The organism is Exiguobacterium sp. s146 (assembly GCF_018618415.1).
Lineage (GTDB): Bacteria > Bacillota > Bacilli > Exiguobacteriales > Exiguobacteriaceae > Exiguobacterium.
Genome location: NZ_JACSMA010000004.1, coordinates 112,860 through 127,095, shown reverse-complemented (window position 1 = coordinate 127,095; position 14,236 = coordinate 112,860). Strand labels below are relative to the sequence as shown.

The 14,236-nt window shown below is 51.3% G+C and carries 17 protein-coding genes and 1 tRNA gene; 10 read left to right on the top strand and 8 right to left on the bottom strand.

Features of this window, described 5'->3' with window-relative positions; all coding sequences use genetic code 11:
• Positions 1 to 31: 31 nt before the first annotated feature.
• Together KNP83_RS12785 and KNP83_RS12780 are read left to right on the top strand one after the other, a co-directional pair.
• Positions 32 to 104 (top strand) — tRNA-Val (locus KNP83_RS12785).
• Between the two features lie 158 nt (positions 105 to 262).
• Positions 263 to 964 carry a DUF554 domain-containing protein gene (locus KNP83_RS12780; protein ID WP_214762810.1) on the top strand — a complete coding sequence of 234 codons (702 nt, stop codon included), beginning with the start codon at positions 263 to 265 and terminating at the stop codon, positions 962 to 964.
• A gap of 41 nt (positions 965 to 1,005) precedes the next feature.
• Here the strand turns inward: KNP83_RS12780 and KNP83_RS12775 are convergent, their stop codons facing one another.
• Positions 1,006 to 1,788 (bottom strand): pyrroline-5-carboxylate reductase family protein, encoded by a 783-nt coding sequence (locus KNP83_RS12775; RefSeq protein WP_214762809.1) that lies wholly within the window; start codon positions 1,786 to 1,788, stop codon positions 1,006 to 1,008.
• 198 nt (positions 1,789 to 1,986) lie between these two features.
• On the opposite strand from KNP83_RS12775, the gene yidD reads away from it, so the two are divergent.
• Both yidD and KNP83_RS12765 read left to right on the top strand, forming a co-directional pair.
• Positions 1,987 to 2,262: a membrane protein insertion efficiency factor YidD gene (gene yidD / locus KNP83_RS12770; RefSeq protein WP_251139371.1), complete on the top strand. Its 276-nt coding sequence runs from the start codon at positions 1,987 to 1,989 to the stop codon at positions 2,260 to 2,262.
• Positions 2,263 to 2,391: 129 nt separating this feature from the next.
• On the top strand, positions 2,392 to 3,750 hold the full coding sequence (locus KNP83_RS12765) for an alanine/glycine:cation symporter family protein (RefSeq protein ID WP_214762807.1): 1,359 nt from the start codon (positions 2,392 to 2,394) through the stop codon (positions 3,748 to 3,750).
• Between the two features lie 18 nt (positions 3,751 to 3,768).
• Here KNP83_RS12765 and KNP83_RS12760 read toward each other — a convergent pair whose 3' ends face one another.
• Entirely contained in the window at positions 3,769 to 4,128 is a 360-nt protein-coding gene (locus tag KNP83_RS12760) for a potassium channel family protein (protein WP_214762806.1), read from the bottom strand.
• An 83-nt stretch (positions 4,129 to 4,211) separates the two neighbouring features.
• Here KNP83_RS12760 and KNP83_RS12755 point away from each other — a divergent pair, with 83 nt between their 5' ends.
• Positions 4,212 to 5,456, top strand: a complete 1,245-nt coding sequence (locus KNP83_RS12755; protein ID WP_214762805.1) for a cytochrome P450 — start codon at positions 4,212 to 4,214, stop codon at positions 5,454 to 5,456.
• 20 nt (positions 5,457 to 5,476) lie between these two features.
• On the opposite strand, the gene KNP83_RS12750 is transcribed toward KNP83_RS12755, so the two are convergent.
• The gene (locus KNP83_RS12750) at positions 5,477 to 6,226 is read right to left on the bottom strand and encodes a sugar nucleotide-binding protein (protein ID WP_214762804.1); all 750 of its coding nucleotides are present in this window, start codon (positions 6,224 to 6,226) and stop codon (positions 5,477 to 5,479) included.
• A 100-nt stretch (positions 6,227 to 6,326) separates the two neighbouring features.
• On the opposite strand from KNP83_RS12750, the gene KNP83_RS12745 reads away from it, so the two are divergent.
• Positions 6,327 to 6,893 carry a GNAT family N-acetyltransferase gene (locus KNP83_RS12745; protein ID WP_214762803.1) on the top strand — a complete coding sequence of 189 codons (567 nt, stop codon included), beginning with the start codon at positions 6,327 to 6,329 and terminating at the stop codon, positions 6,891 to 6,893.
• 83 nt (positions 6,894 to 6,976) lie between these two features.
• A complete protein-coding gene (locus KNP83_RS12740) occupies positions 6,977 to 7,786 on the top strand; it encodes a DUF368 domain-containing protein (protein WP_214762802.1) in 810 nt (269 codons plus the stop codon).
• A gap of 49 nt (positions 7,787 to 7,835) precedes the next feature.
• Here KNP83_RS12740 and KNP83_RS12735 read toward each other — a convergent pair whose 3' ends face one another.
• Entirely contained in the window at positions 7,836 to 8,390 is a 555-nt protein-coding gene (locus tag KNP83_RS12735) for a methyltransferase family protein (protein ID WP_214762801.1), read from the bottom strand.
• A 106-nt stretch (positions 8,391 to 8,496) separates the two neighbouring features.
• On the bottom strand, positions 8,497 to 9,345 hold the full coding sequence (locus tag KNP83_RS12730; RefSeq protein ID WP_214762800.1) for an ABC transporter ATP-binding protein: 849 nt from the start codon (positions 9,343 to 9,345) through the stop codon (positions 8,497 to 8,499).
• A 189-nt stretch (positions 9,346 to 9,534) separates the two neighbouring features.
• Between KNP83_RS12730 and KNP83_RS12725 the strand changes: the two genes are divergently transcribed.
• Positions 9,535 to 10,584 carry an NAD(P)/FAD-dependent oxidoreductase gene (locus KNP83_RS12725; RefSeq protein ID WP_214762799.1) on the top strand — a complete coding sequence of 350 codons (1,050 nt, stop codon included), beginning with the start codon at positions 9,535 to 9,537 and terminating at the stop codon, positions 10,582 to 10,584.
• 9 nt (positions 10,585 to 10,593) lie between these two features.
• On the opposite strand, the gene KNP83_RS12720 is transcribed toward KNP83_RS12725, so the two are convergent.
• Positions 10,594 to 11,007 carry a VOC family protein gene (locus tag KNP83_RS12720; RefSeq protein ID WP_214762798.1) on the bottom strand — a complete coding sequence of 138 codons (414 nt, stop codon included), beginning with the start codon at positions 11,005 to 11,007 and terminating at the stop codon, positions 10,594 to 10,596.
• 103 nt (positions 11,008 to 11,110) lie between these two features.
• On the opposite strand from KNP83_RS12720, the gene KNP83_RS12715 reads away from it, so the two are divergent.
• Entirely contained in the window at positions 11,111 to 11,482 is a 372-nt protein-coding gene (locus KNP83_RS12715; protein ID WP_214762797.1) for a hypothetical protein, read from the top strand.
• Between the two features lie 54 nt (positions 11,483 to 11,536).
• On the opposite strand, the gene KNP83_RS12710 is transcribed toward KNP83_RS12715, so the two are convergent.
• Positions 11,537 to 12,406 (bottom strand): hypothetical protein, encoded by an 870-nt coding sequence (locus tag KNP83_RS12710; RefSeq protein WP_214762796.1) that lies wholly within the window; start codon positions 12,404 to 12,406, stop codon positions 11,537 to 11,539.
• A gap of 330 nt (positions 12,407 to 12,736) precedes the next feature.
• Between KNP83_RS12710 and KNP83_RS12705 the strand changes: the two genes are divergently transcribed.
• Positions 12,737 to 12,961, top strand: coding sequence for a putative periplasmic lipoprotein (locus tag KNP83_RS12705; RefSeq protein WP_251139370.1), 225 nt, complete (start codon positions 12,737 to 12,739; stop codon positions 12,959 to 12,961).
• Between the two features lie 189 nt (positions 12,962 to 13,150).
• Here the strand turns inward: KNP83_RS12705 and KNP83_RS12700 are convergent, their stop codons facing one another.
• Positions 13,151 to 14,065: a hypothetical protein gene (locus KNP83_RS12700; protein WP_214762795.1), complete on the bottom strand. Its 915-nt coding sequence runs from the start codon at positions 14,063 to 14,065 to the stop codon at positions 13,151 to 13,153.
• Positions 14,066 to 14,236 lie beyond the last annotated feature (171 nt).

Below are 14,236 nucleotides of genomic sequence, written 5' to 3'. Positions count from 1 at the left end.
TTAATAGTGTCCTTAAGAGAGGACACGACCTGATTCTGTAGCTCAGCTGGGAGAGCGCTACCTTGACAGGGTAGAGGTCGCTGGTTCGAGCCCAGTCAGAATCACTTGGGTGCCAAACCCGATGCGAAACCCATAGGAACGTGGGTTTCCGCGACGCCACTTCTTGCGAGAAGTGGCTTTTTTTTGTTTTTCTTTCAATTGACAGTCTACATAAACAGTTGGTATATTCCTCTCAATACATACAGAAACGGGGAATCATCCAATGGTCTTAGCCGGAACAATCGTCAACGCGGCGTTGATCGTGATTGGCACATTACTTGGACTCTTGTTCCACCGCATCCCCGAACGAATGAAAGAGACGGTCACCGCAGCCATCGGTCTCGCCGTCGTCTTGCTCGGTGTTCAGATGGGGATGAAGAGTGAGAACTTTTTAATCGTCATCGGCAGTCTCGTCATCGGGGCCGCGCTCGGGGAATGGTGGAAGCTCGATGAGAAGTTGAACGAGGTCGGCTATCAGTTGGAACGCCGGCTCGGCGGCAAAAGTAAGTCGAGTATCGCCGAAGGGTTCATCACGGCGACGCTCATCTTCGTCATCGGGGCGATGGCCGTCATCGGCGCGCTCGATAGCGGATTGCGCGGAGATCATGACGTGCTCTACACGAAAGGGTTGATTGATGGCTTCACGGCACTCGTGCTCAGCTCGACGCTCGGCATCGGCGTCATGTTCTCGGCCGTGCCAGTCCTGCTTTACCAGGGCGCTATCGCCTTGCTCGCCATCCAAATCATGAAGTTCATCCCCGAGTCGCTCATGGATGATTTCATTTTGGAGATGACAGCGACTGGTGGTGTCATGATTGTCGCGATCGGGTTGAACTTGGTCGGCATCACGCGTATTCGCGTCGCGAACTTATTGCCGGGCATCTTGATGGTCGCGGTCATCGTCTCCATCTTACATATCGTCTAATCAAAAAAATCCGAGACATGCGATGCATGTCTCGGATTTTTTTAGTTCTTCGGTTGTTCGACGTCTTCTTTCGCACTTTCGCGTAGGGCCGACGCCATGACGTCCGCTAAATCGCGTGAGCGGAGCACACCGACACCTCGGTCGGTCGGACCGTTCGGGGCAGCCACGTCCGCAATCAAGTCGTTTGTCGGCCGTGTCTCGTGAAGCAACAGCTCGGCCGAACCTTTCATCGCCTGTGCGACGATTTGGCGCGCCGTCGCTTCATCGAAACCGGCATCGGTCAAGACGGGTGTCATCGAGCCGACGATTTCATAAAAGAAAGCGGGGCTGCATCCAGCGGCAGCCATGAAGGCGGACATCGTCTTCGCATCCGTCACGGCCGTGCGTCCGACGCGTTCAAACAGCGCCGTCGCGGTCTCGCGAACGACATCATCCGTCTCAGGGCCGAACCACAGTCCGGTCATTCCGCTCCGATGAGCGACCGGGGTGTTCGGCATCGCGCAGACGGCTGGAAGACCTGACGCCTCCTCAAGCTCGCTCGGCTCGATGTGGGCTGCGACGGAGACGAGGAGCGGGGTGCTCCACGTTTTCGATTGCACGTAAGGAATGACCCCGTCCGGTTGCATCGCGAGGACGACGATGTCATACGCGTTGACATCCTCTTCGTCGACGATCTGCACGCCAAGCTCGGTTTGCAGCTCGGTCAAACGGGCCCGGTCACTCCGGTTCGTCATCGTGATGTGTTCAGGCGACACACCTGAGGCGAGCCATCCGCGTACGAGTGACTCACTCATCGATCCTGCACCTACCATTAAAATATTCATTCTCGTCACCTCTTCATATAGATTCGGTCGTATACATGTTGCTTATCATAACAAATGATGCGGGAAATAGCGCCCATCGTGCTCAAATTGTAAAACAAAGGAAAAAAAGATGGCCGGTTTGTCATTCAATCGTCGCATACGTCATAGATGACAAGCTCGCCACTTCGAGCTATTATGGCTGTAATCAAACTGGAGGCGATGAACGTGAAACGAGTGTTAGTGCGGGGGATTCAAGGGTATCAACGGTTCATCTCACCGTTGAAACCACCGACTTGCCGCTTTTATCCGACGTGTTCCCATTATGGAATCGAGGCGATTGAAAAGCATGGTGCGCTCAAAGGCGGATATTTGACGACACGCCGTCTATTGCGATGTCAACCGTTTCATTCGGGCGGACTCGACTACGTGCCGGATGAATTTGATTGGCGCGCCCCTTTACAACCCGAAAAACCCCTTTCTCAGCGAGACGTCTAAGTGGCGGCTCGCTGTTTGAGATACAGCTTCAAAATCACATCGTTGTTTTATTACAATACTTTTGACAATCTTCTAAGTATTCTGAAAAAATAGAGATGTACGATTACATAAGGGGAAGGGGAATTCAATATGAGTCAATCGTTCAGTGAACTCATCGGTACGATTTCGAACTTTGTGTGGGGACCACCATTATTGATTTTGCTTGTGGGGACAGGCATCTACTTGACGGTACGGCTCGGGGGGCTTCAAGTCACGAAGTTGCCGTATGCATTGAAGCTCGCGTTTTCTAAAAACCAAGACCAATCATCGAAAGGGGATATCAGCCACTTTCAAGCGCTCATGACGGCGCTCGCGGCAACCGTCGGTACGGGGAATATCGTCGGGGTCGCGACCGCGGTCGTGCTCGGGGGACCGGGGGCGATTGTCTGGATGTGGGTATCCGGATTCTTCGGTATGGCGACGAAATACGCCGAAGCCGTGCTCGCCGTGAAATATCGGGTGACCGATGAGCGCGGGCAAATGGCCGGCGGTCCGATGTATTATTTAGAACGTGGATTGAATCAACGTTGGCTCGCCGTCGCATTCGCGGCATTCGCCTCGCTTGCCGCGTTCGGGATCGGGAATGGGGTGCAGACGAACTCGGTGGCGATGGCGCTCAAGACGACGTTTGACGTGCCGTTGTATATCTCCGGTATCTTGATTATGATTTTCACAGGTGCAGTCATTTTGGGCGGTGTCAAATCAATCGGCCGCGTCGTCAGTTACTTCGTGCCGGTCATGATCGTCTTTTATCTCGGCAGCGGCTTGTTGATTATGGTGATGAACTATACGCTCATCCCGGATGCGATTGCCCTCATCTTCAGCAGCACGTTCAGCGCCGAGGCGATCGGAGGCGGAGCAATCGGTGCCGCCATTCGTTACGGTGTGGCGCGCGGCGTCTTCTCGAACGAGGCCGGTCTCGGTTCAGCCCCGATTGCAGCAGCGGCTGCTAAAACGGACATGCCGGGACGTCAGGCGCTCGTCTCCATGACGCAAGTGTTTCTTGATACGCTCATCGTCTGTTCGGTCACGGGCATTACGCTCGTCATGGGCGGTCAAATCGGTTCGGGCCTTGAAGGGGTCGAATTGACGACGGCGACGTTCGAACAGTTCCTCGGACCGGCCGGCGGTTATATCGTGACGATTGGACTCGTCATGTTCGCTTATTCGACGGTGCTCGGCTGGTCGTATTACGGCGAACGGTCGATTCATTACTTGTTCGGTCAAAAATCGATTCTCCCGTATCGAATCGCCTTCGTCCTTGTCGCCGGTCTCGGTGCGATGACGACGAACCTCAACTTGGTTTGGGCGCTCTCGGACGTATTTAACGGCTTGATGGCCATCCCGAACTTGATTGGTTTGCTGTTCTTGTCAGGCGTCGTCATCGCCGAGACGAAGCGATTCAATCACCAGCTCGAACTCGAAAATCGAAATCGAAAAGCCTCTTAAACCAATACGCCACCATCCTCACGGGGACGGTGGCGTATTTCGTTTGCGGACCTCTTCGAGCCGTGCTTGCTGGAGACGGTCGAACACTTTCGTGATGAAACCGACCATGATACCGACACCGGTGATGACGTAGCCGATGGTGAACACTTTGCCGAGATCGGTCGTCGGGACAAAATCACCATAACCGATCGTCGTCAATGTGACGACACTGAAATACAGGGCGTCGAGCCAGCGCATGTCTTCGAAGCGTGAGTAGAACAGCGTCCCAGAGAGGATGGTCAGCAGTGCGAGACTGAATAAGACTTGGAACTCGGCGTCCTTCAAGCCACGCCAAATCCCGCGGAACATGCGCCGGAACGTCAAGATGAAAGATAGCATCGCTTTCCCCCCTTTCCCTACTAGGTTTGTTCGCTAAGAACAGGGGAACATCCTCTATAGAAAAGAAGGGGAGGATGATTACGATGAAGCGACCGATTCCGAAAGAGGAAGGACTAGACCATAGTCTAGCGTTTTTGCGGGAGGGATATTTATACGTCCCGAACCGTCGAAAGAGCTTTCAGTCCAATCTGTTTGAAACACGTTTGCTCGGCGAACGCGTTATCTGTCTCGGAGGCGGTGAGGCGGCAGCGTTGTTTTATGACGCTGACAAGTTCGTACGCAAAGATGCGGCACCGAAACGGTTGCTGAAAACACTATTCGGTGAGGATGGTGTGCAAACGTTAGACGGGTCGGCCCATACACATCGCAAACAGATGTTTATGTCGCTCATGCTCCCTCAAAATATTGAACGGTTAACGAAGCTTATCAGTCGGGAGTGGGAACGAGCGCTTGACGCTTCCGTAGGAGAAATCGTACTTTACGACATGGCGCAAGAAGTGCTCATGCGGGCCGTCTGTGAGTGGGCCGGGGTTCCGCTCGGTGAGCATGAAGTGACAAAACGGATGGACGAGATGCGACTGTTATTTGAATCGGGGACTGCCCTCGGGCCAAAACATGTTCGGGGGCGAGCGGCCCGTTCCTCGGCCGAGGCATGGGTGCGGGGCATGGTCGAGGAAGTGCGGACGAACCGGCTTCTCCCGAACGAACAGACGGCGTTATATGAATTTTCTTGGCATCGGGATGAGGCGGGGAAGCTGCTTCCGGCAGACGTCGTTGCCGTCGAAGTGATTAATATATTGCGGCCGACCGTGGCCGTCTCGATTTATGTGTTGTTCACCGTGCTGGCGCTCCATCAATTTCCGGAAGCTCGGGCCCGATTGGCGCGAGGTGAGACTGACCCGACTTTGTTCGTGCAGGAAGTGAGACGCTTCTATCCGTTCTTCCCCGTGACAGCGGCCAGGGTCAAGCAAGATTTCGAGTGGGACGGATTTGTGTTCGAAAAAGGGACGCTCGTGTTGCTCGACTTATATGGGACGAATCACGATCCTTCCTTATGGACGGAACCGGATACATTCCACCCGGATCGATTCAAAGACTGGACAGAAAGTCCGTTCACATTTATTCCGCAAGGTGGTGGGGATGTTGATTTTGGTCATCGCTGTGCTGGAGAGCACGTGACGATTGCCATCATGCGCGAGACGATAGACGTGTTCCTGACCCGTTACCGTTACGAGATTCCGCCGCAAGACCTAAGTTATAGCTTCGTCGACTTGCCAAGTTTACCGAAGAGCGGGATCGTGCTGACGCACATTCAAGAGAACGAATAAATGAGTCGCCCGCGGGCGACTCATTTCGTGTGTAACGCTAACCGTTTTGTAATCGGTTGAATCGTGATATTCGTATCGACCATGCGATTGTCACGCTTCGGTTCAGCGGTCTGCTCGACTTGCCACGATGTATCATGTAACTCTTTGAGCCCCAGCGCGATGTCATAAAGCGAGTGACTCGAATTGCCGTTCAATTGGTAGAGTCCGGCTCCACGTTTCGTCAAAATCTCGAAAATGGCATCGGCCGTATCTTCCAAAAACGAGCACGACGGATACCAGTGAGCGCTCGCGACGATGACGCCATGTCGCTTCATCTCGTTCTCGAAATAATCCATCATGTTATTCGACCCGGCACGATCCCCAATTTGCCAACCGAGCCGTACGATTTGAGCCCCGGGATTGGTCCGAGCGATCGTCTCCTCGCACGCTCGCTTATAAGCCCCGTATTCATCGGTCGCGTCAGGAGGTGTGTCCGGTGTGATTGGTCCTGTCACGTTGTCGGAGAACACCGAGACGGTGCTCGTGAACAGGAACGGGATCTTATATTCTCCGCATAGTCGAGCGAGCGTGTCGGCCCATTCGACGGCACCCATGCCGATATGGAGAAAGTAGTTTGGACGTACCGATTCGATAAAGCGTCGCATCTCGGCCTCGTCTGTCGTCGATACTTTCGTTCGGTCCCACGCCACAGGCTCGATGCCATGTCGCGTCAACGTCTCGGCGACGACCGGGGCGACGGTCCCGTTCATCCCTGTCAAAATTGCTTTCATCATGCATTCCTCCCTTTTGTTTCTATCATCCCACACTTCACGAACTGACAAACCACTAGATGATAGCTTTATGCTAGACTGATGAGTGGAGGCGATAGTTATGAATATTCGAAAAGCGACACCGGACGATCAGTTGCAGATTGCACCGCTCGTCTACACGGCGATTCATGAAATCGCCTATTCATTGACCGGCACATCCGATCGACAGCACGTGCTCGATCGACTCGCGATGTGGATTGGTCGGCCTGGCAACCGTTTGAGCTACGAGAACATATGGGTGGCCGAATCCGATGCGACGATTGCAGGTATCCTGATTGCGTATCATGGTGAGCAGGCGGCCTTGCTCGATGAACCGATTAAAGCTTGGCTGCGGACAAAGGGGCAGCCAGACGAGTTAGATGTCGAAACGGAAGGGGACGTCCTGTATATCGACTCGGTCGCCGTCGATGCGACGTTCGGCGGACGCGGCATCGGCACGAGCTTGATTCAACAGGCGATTGCTCATGCACGTGCGACGAACATTCCCCGCGTCACGCTCAACGTCGACCAAACGAATCCGGCAGCCGGTCGCTTGTATGAACGGCTCGGCTTTATAAAAGAGAAAGAGATTGAGATATCTGGGGGACGGTTCGATTATATGACGCTCACGGTCAGTGAGGACGTCTGAACGTCACGAAACCGATGCAAACCGGTCGAGACTCGGCTATACTATAGGCTTGATAACATGAAGAGAGAAAAAGGAGATTGTGTATGGAGTGGAAGAATATGTTGCGCGGCATCGCGATGGGAACAAGCGATTTGATTCCTGGCGTCAGCGGCGGGACGATTGCAGTCATTTTAGGAATTTATGACCGTTTGATTGAAGCGATCAGCGGGATCTTCAGTCGGCATTGGAAACAACACCTCTTATTCTTGATTCCACTCGGGATCGGAATGGCAGGGGCGATTTTAGGACTCAGCCGTGTGATTGAGTTTTTGTTGCTCGAATATTATGAACCGACCCAGTTCTTTTTCATCGGATTGATTCTCGGGATTATCCCGATGCTCTTCTTTGAATTTCGTACGAGAGCCGTCATGCGACCGGTACATATCGTCGCGATGGTCATCGGGGCGATTCTTGTGGCCAGCATGGCCATCATCAAACCAGCAGATACGGCCATCATCACGGAACTGTCGACCGGGACGACGATTCTCTTGTTCTTCTCGGGCTGGCTTGGCAGTATGGCGATGTTATTGCCGGGAATCAGTGGCTCGTTCGTATTGCTTTTGATTGGGGTGTATCCGACCGTCATCAGCGCCTTGTCGAACTTGAACCTGCTCATTATCGGTATCGTCGGTCTTGGAGTGGCCGTCGGTTTTATCGTCAGTAGTAAAGTGATTCGCTATTTGCTCGGTCATTTTCCGGGCATGACGTTTTCGGTCATCATCGGGCTCGTCATCGGCTCGCTCGCGGTCGTGTTCCCGGGTTTGCCGGACACGACGATGATGTGGGTACTCAGTATCCTGTCGTTCTTAGCCGGATTCATCATTGTCCGGTTGCTCGGACGTTTCTCTGTCTAACCGAACAAGCACGCCCGTCAATGAAGACGAGCGTGCTTGTTTTTGTTTATTAATAAATGAACGGGATCAGGCGTTTACGCGACTTGGCCCACGTCTGGTACGTCACACCGAAGTGAGACGTCAACATCTTCTCCTCGATATGGATGCGCCATAAGAGGGCGAGACCCATCAAACAGGTACCGACGAGCGCGATTGTCCAGTGCGCGAAAAAGAGTGAAAATCCGAACGTGATAAATAAGAGCCCCGTATACAGGGGGTGGCGTAAATAACGATACGGTCCCGAACTGACGAGCTCATCCGCGGGTCGGACGACGACGTGGCGGGTGAACTGATGGCGCAATTGTCGGATACCCCAATAGCGAAGTGAGACACCGGCGATGAACCCGCTTAGCCCGAGCAGGCGTTGCAGGGTGGCCTGACGAGTATCCGTCCAAGCAGAAAGTCCGATCGAGACGGCGAATACGGCGACCATCATCAATGAGACGATATAAAAACTGGCGTGCTCACTGGCGCCATCGGTCGGTTCGGACCGGTTTCGGTACCGCCAAATTTCATATAGCCAAGCGACCGAGGTGAGAATGAATAATCCATCCAGCCAATCCATAGCGTGCCTCCTTTTTCAATACCTTCGATGTATTACCCGTGTCTTCCTCCTCTCTAACGTGCAGGAGACAAAAAACGTCCCGCGATGTGCGGGACGTTCAGGGAAATTAACGGGCATTGGCAAGTAAGGTTGCGGCAGCCTGCTGGGCAGGCGGCGCTTCTTTTGGCTCGTCTTTAATCAAGTGGTAGGTAAGGCACATCGGTTTCTCGGTCCGGGGGTCACGTCCGATGATGGCATCGATATGGAACACTTGTCTGAGTACGAGCGGACAAATGACTTCCTCGGCCGAACCGGTCGCGAGCACCTCTCCGTCTTTCATCGCAACGATATGATCGGCAAAGCGAGCGGCCTGATTCAAATCGTGGAGCACCATGACGATGGTCCGTCCTTGCTCACGATTGAGCGTTTCGAGCAGTTCGAGCACTTCAAGCTGATGGGCCAAATCGAGATATGTCGTCGGTTCGTCCAAGAAGATTAAGTCGGTCTCTTGGGCAAGTGCCATCGCAATCCACACGCGTTGACGTTGTCCTCCAGACAGGGCGTCGACGCTGCGGTCTTTATAAGCGAGCGTTCCAGTCACTTCGAGTGCCCAATCGATGACTTCGTGGTCATGTTTTGAGAGGCGTCCAAATCCGGATTGATAAGGGAAGCGACCATAGGAAACGAGTTCGCCCACCGTCAAGCCGCCCGCACCTTCTGGCGTTTGCGGCAAGATGGCCATTTTCCGGGCGATCTCTTTCGTATTGCATTTCGCGATATCGGCCCCGTCCAAATGCACAGCACCGGAAGATGGCGAAAGAATCCGGGTCATCGCTTTTAAGAGCGTCGATTTTCCACAACCGTTCGGTCCAATAATCGTCGTGATTTTATGGTCAGGAATCGACAAGCTCAATTGTTTTACAATCGTCTTGTCGCCGTATCCGACCTCGATCTCCGTCGTATGTATGCGTGACATGATGGATTCCCCTTTCCGTAGATGACGCCCATGATAATGATTCTCAATATCGAGTTTACTATAGCAAGCACTGTACATTGTGTCAATGTTTGTTTGAAGTCAAAATAGATTGTCGAGCGGACGAATTCGAGGTATAGTGAATGAGAATGAGAATCAGTGGCGCTGGAGTTTTAAGAAAGGGTGAGGACGATGAGCGAACAAGACCTATATGATATAACGATTATTGGAGGCGGACCAGCCGGGCTATATGCGACGTTTTACAGCGGCTTGCGAGGGATGAAGACGAAATTGATTGAGTTTCAACCCCATCTCGGCGGCAAGATCCATGTCTATCCAGAGAAGATGATTTGGGATGTCGGCGGTGTCACGCCGACGACCGGGGCCCGACTCATCGAACAGTTGGTAGAACAAGGCTTGACGTTTGATCCGACCGTCGTGCTCGGCGAAAAAGTCGAATCGATGACAAAAGATCATGATGGCCATTTCGTGTTAGATACGACGCACGGCCAACATCGATCGAAAACGGTCATTGTCGCGACAGGGAGCGGGATCCTGCAACCGCAGAAAATCGATATTAGCGGTGCGGAGCGCTTCGAAGTCTCCAACTTACACTATACGGTCAAATCGCTCATGGCATTCAAAGGGAAGACCGTGTTAATCTCGGGGGGCGGCAACAGCGCAATCGATTGGGCCAACGAACTTGAACCGATTGCCGAGCGTGTCATTTTGACGTACCGGAAAGAGGCGCTCAAAGGACATGAGTCGCAAGTCGATAAGCTTTTGTGTGGACGCGTCGATTGTCGACTGCATACGCAAATCGAGGATTTGATTTCCCAGGACGGGACGACGATTCATGCCGTCGCTCTCGTCGATTGCGGGACCGGTGCCCGTGAGGTCGTGGAAGTGGACGAAGTCGTCATCAACCATGGGTATGAGCAGGATACGGCGCTTCTTGGGGAATGTGAGCTTCAAGTCGAGATGGTGAACGATTTTTACGTGAAAGGCAATGCGAGCAGTGAGTCGTCGGTGCCAGGTTTATATGCAGCGGGCGACATCTTGACGCATGAAGGGAAAGTCCATCTGATTGCAGGTGCTTTCCAAGATGCGGCCAATGCAGTCAACCGAGCGAAAACGTTCATCGATCCGGACGCGACGAAGACGGCGATGGTGTCATCTCATAACGAACGGTTGAAAACGAAGAACCGTGATATCATCGAGCAGGCATTACAAAAGCAGTGAGGGGAGCCCTCACTGCTTTATTGTTGGATAATCACATAGTTCAACGATGACGCCTCCAGAATGGCGGGGATCCATGTAGATGAGGCGACGGCCTTTCGCCGTCGTCCGTAACGTGTCCTCTAAAAAAGTCACGCCGTCTCGTTTGAGCGACTCGATCGATTCGTCCAAGTTATCGACGCGGTAGGCGATATGGTGCACCCCTTTACCACGTGCTTTCATAAAACGAGCGATCGGGCTGGTCGGACTCGTCGGTAATAACAGTTCAATCACGTCGTCACCCACGTGGATGACAGCAATCTCTGTCTCGACGCCGACGGCCGTGTTCGTATAACGGTCGACCAACTTCCCTTGGAGAACGGTCGTGTAAAAAGTAATCGCCTCGTCTAAGTCACGGACGGCGATTCCGGTGTGGTCAATATGCATAGTTGTTCCCTCCTCTTGCTCTAGTTTGACGAAACTTGAACAAATTGTCACTTCACAACGTTTTGTCGGAATCCGATATACTAAAAGAGGGAGGGACGGCGAAATGAACGGAAAGATCACTCTTGGATTGATCAGCGCGTTCGCGCTGGTGTCATTTGTGTTTGGACTCTCACTTGCGACGTTTGTCGATTATCGGATCAATGAAGAGCAAGTCGTTCTGGAACGCTTGACGACCCATAAAAAAATTGGTCCATCTGAACTTCTATCCACAGAAGTGGACTTTCACTTGAACGGTTCGAACTATGCCCTGCGGTTCACAGATGAGCCTCACATCACGTACTGGTTCAGTGTGACGGATCGTGAAATTCAGTTCGATCGGATTGAATCGTTGGACCGACGTGATACGGGTCTTCGGACCAATCTCTTTGAAAAGATGCCGCCGCTCGCGATGGACTCGACAAACGCTGCCGAATAAAAACACGAAACGAACGAGTCTGATTGACGGACCGCGGGCGTTTCGTGTTTTTTATTAGGTCGTTGTGGAAGGGGTCAAGTACTTCAATAATGTATAACTAGACGCGGGTGTCGGACGGGCACCTTGTTCGTATAAAGCGTGCAGGACATGTGTCTGCATCGTGGTCGCGGTGACAAGCATCAGTTCTGTTTCTTTAAATTTATTGAAGTAGGATTGCTGAAAAAATGAAATGCCTTCTTGAACAAATTCATGTTGGCCCATGATATGCAACTCGTGGAGATGCAATTGACGTTGCTTAATTTCACCGTACATGGTGCCTACCACGGTGCCCTTCCATTTCAGTGAGTAAAAAATCGTTTGCCTTCGATGGAGAAAATCAAGTGTCCGAACCGTAAGTGGGGTGGCTCCAGGCAAGAGCCAGAAATATTGATTTCGGTTTCGTAACCAATCTCCATGTGTTTCCGGATACTCGATACAAAATTGCCATTGTTCAAAGGTTGTTTTTTCATACGGAACGAAAGGGAACTCGTATGACGTCGCTTCAAGGCAGGGAAGAAACCCGATATTCTTGAGACTGTTAAACAAATCGTCTGGCGCGTCACTTGGCAGATGTAATGAAACCGTTGTGCGATCACAACTCTCTAATCGAATTTGGAACAGGACCCGATCGATTAAACCACATAACATCATCCGATTTTTACCGATGATGTCGCTCAAGTGGATGACGTGGGAGGATTCAAAATCTTTGCAGTCTACTGTGACCGCGGCGACCGGTTCGTTCCGAAACCATCCCGTATAGTGGTAACGGTCAACTGGCAGACAGAAGAGATGTGGGATTTGACCCGTTGGATAGAGCGCGTGGAGCATGGACCGTTCATGTGGTTTGAGCTGTCGGCTTTCCTTGACGACAAAGGTATGCTTCATGAAAGCAACCTACTTTCTACAATTATTGGAACACCCTTAAATTGTAAGCGTTACCACTTAAAAATACTTGTATTAAAATGATGAACATTTTTTGGTTAAAATAGGGGTGGTTTTGAGGGGATATGTTGAGCATCACGTTTAAAATAAGCAGAGAAATGGCTTGGGTAATGGGTTTACGTCATAGTGAATTGAAAAAAATAATCGTGTGTCTTCTGAAAGATCATAGTGTGAGAATTATTTAGCGGCGGAAAATTCGAAGAAAAATCGCATTATAGCTCTGAAAAAAGGCATGCTATACTGGACGTACAGAAACGAACCGAGGAGACGATTATGCGATATTTGACAGGCTTATGGTTGATAGTAGTGTTGTTGGCGGGCACACCGCTCGTGGCGCAAGCAGACTCAGAACCGATTGTGGTCCATGAGAATGTCATCGTCGACGAGGCGGTAGAGCTATACGAAGGGTTTCGATCCCCGAATGAGATGGTTTTTATTTTTGTTTTGATTGTATTATTGTCCGTCATCGGTCTTGGCATCATCAACGCCATCGAATAACGTGAAAACGTTCACAAAAATGCAATATCTAAAACGGAAGCGGTTTCAAATCTGATTTATACTAAACGTGTAGGAAGGAAGTTCTGCACCAACTTCCCCTCCTTTTCAGATGAACACCCCTCGTTCATATCATGTATTGGAGTCAAACGACGATGTCGATTGACTCCTTTTTTTGTATGTGGGACGAGGTTACAACTGAATGCGCTTTTCTTTCGCAAGACGTCGCAATCGTTTCGTCTCATCCGTATGGCCATGGCTTTCGAGCATATTGACATACACTTTGAACGGTTCGGAACGATGTGAGAAGAAGGGGATATATTCGGCGAACAATTTTTGTTCGGCCTCGGATAAAAGGCCACGTTCAACGAGCAACTCTAGTTCGAGCATCTTTAAAGCCTGATAATTGGCGAGTGCATTGTCGTCTGTCTGGGCTTTCGCTAACGTACGGTCGCACAATGTGGTGAGGCGTTCATGGAGCAAGTTCCATTCAGCTATGCTATATGACTGCTCGAGGAGGGTCGAAAGTAAATCAACCCGGGTAGAATCGACATCTTTTGGGACATGGAGTGCGGTATACAAAGCGCGATCAATCCAAACGGCAGGGGCGGGAGCGTCGAGTTGATAATACTGAATCAATTGGGATAACATCGTGGTTTGAGACAACTTCAATAACCGAAACGGATCACTCGTTGTGAAGAGGGGCTCTTCTCCAGCAGAAGATGACAGCAACAAGAACATCTCTTCATACATTGTCCGAGCCTCAAGCTCCTCGTCAGCATAATGGACGAGGTCACGAATGATTTTTTTAGCGTGAATGTACCAGTTTTTTTGATCCCGTTCGCTCATCACTTGATTGGGCACTAAATAGAGATGGTCATATGCCAATTCGACAAAGCGCTCAGCGAGGATGATGGTTTGCGAGAGCGAATGCCGTTCGTCTGATGACTTTTGTTCTTTATAGCGCGTGAACTGGCTGACCATAAAGTCGATGTCTTTCTCTTCAATCACGTTTTTTGGAATGTTGCGATACATCTCGACAATTACATCGCGAAGCGTGGCTTCACCGTATTGTTCCAACAACATCCGTAACTTCCCGATACGCATTAGCTCTCCCTCCTTTCGAGAGGACGTCGAACAATCTACCAATCCACAGATGGGCAGACACCAATTATTATTCCTTTCCCGGTTTCGGTTTAAAACAACCCTTCCGTCTCATGCTTAAGACGGATTTTTGCCCTAACCGTTGTCAGAATAGCGATTGTCGATGATAATGTA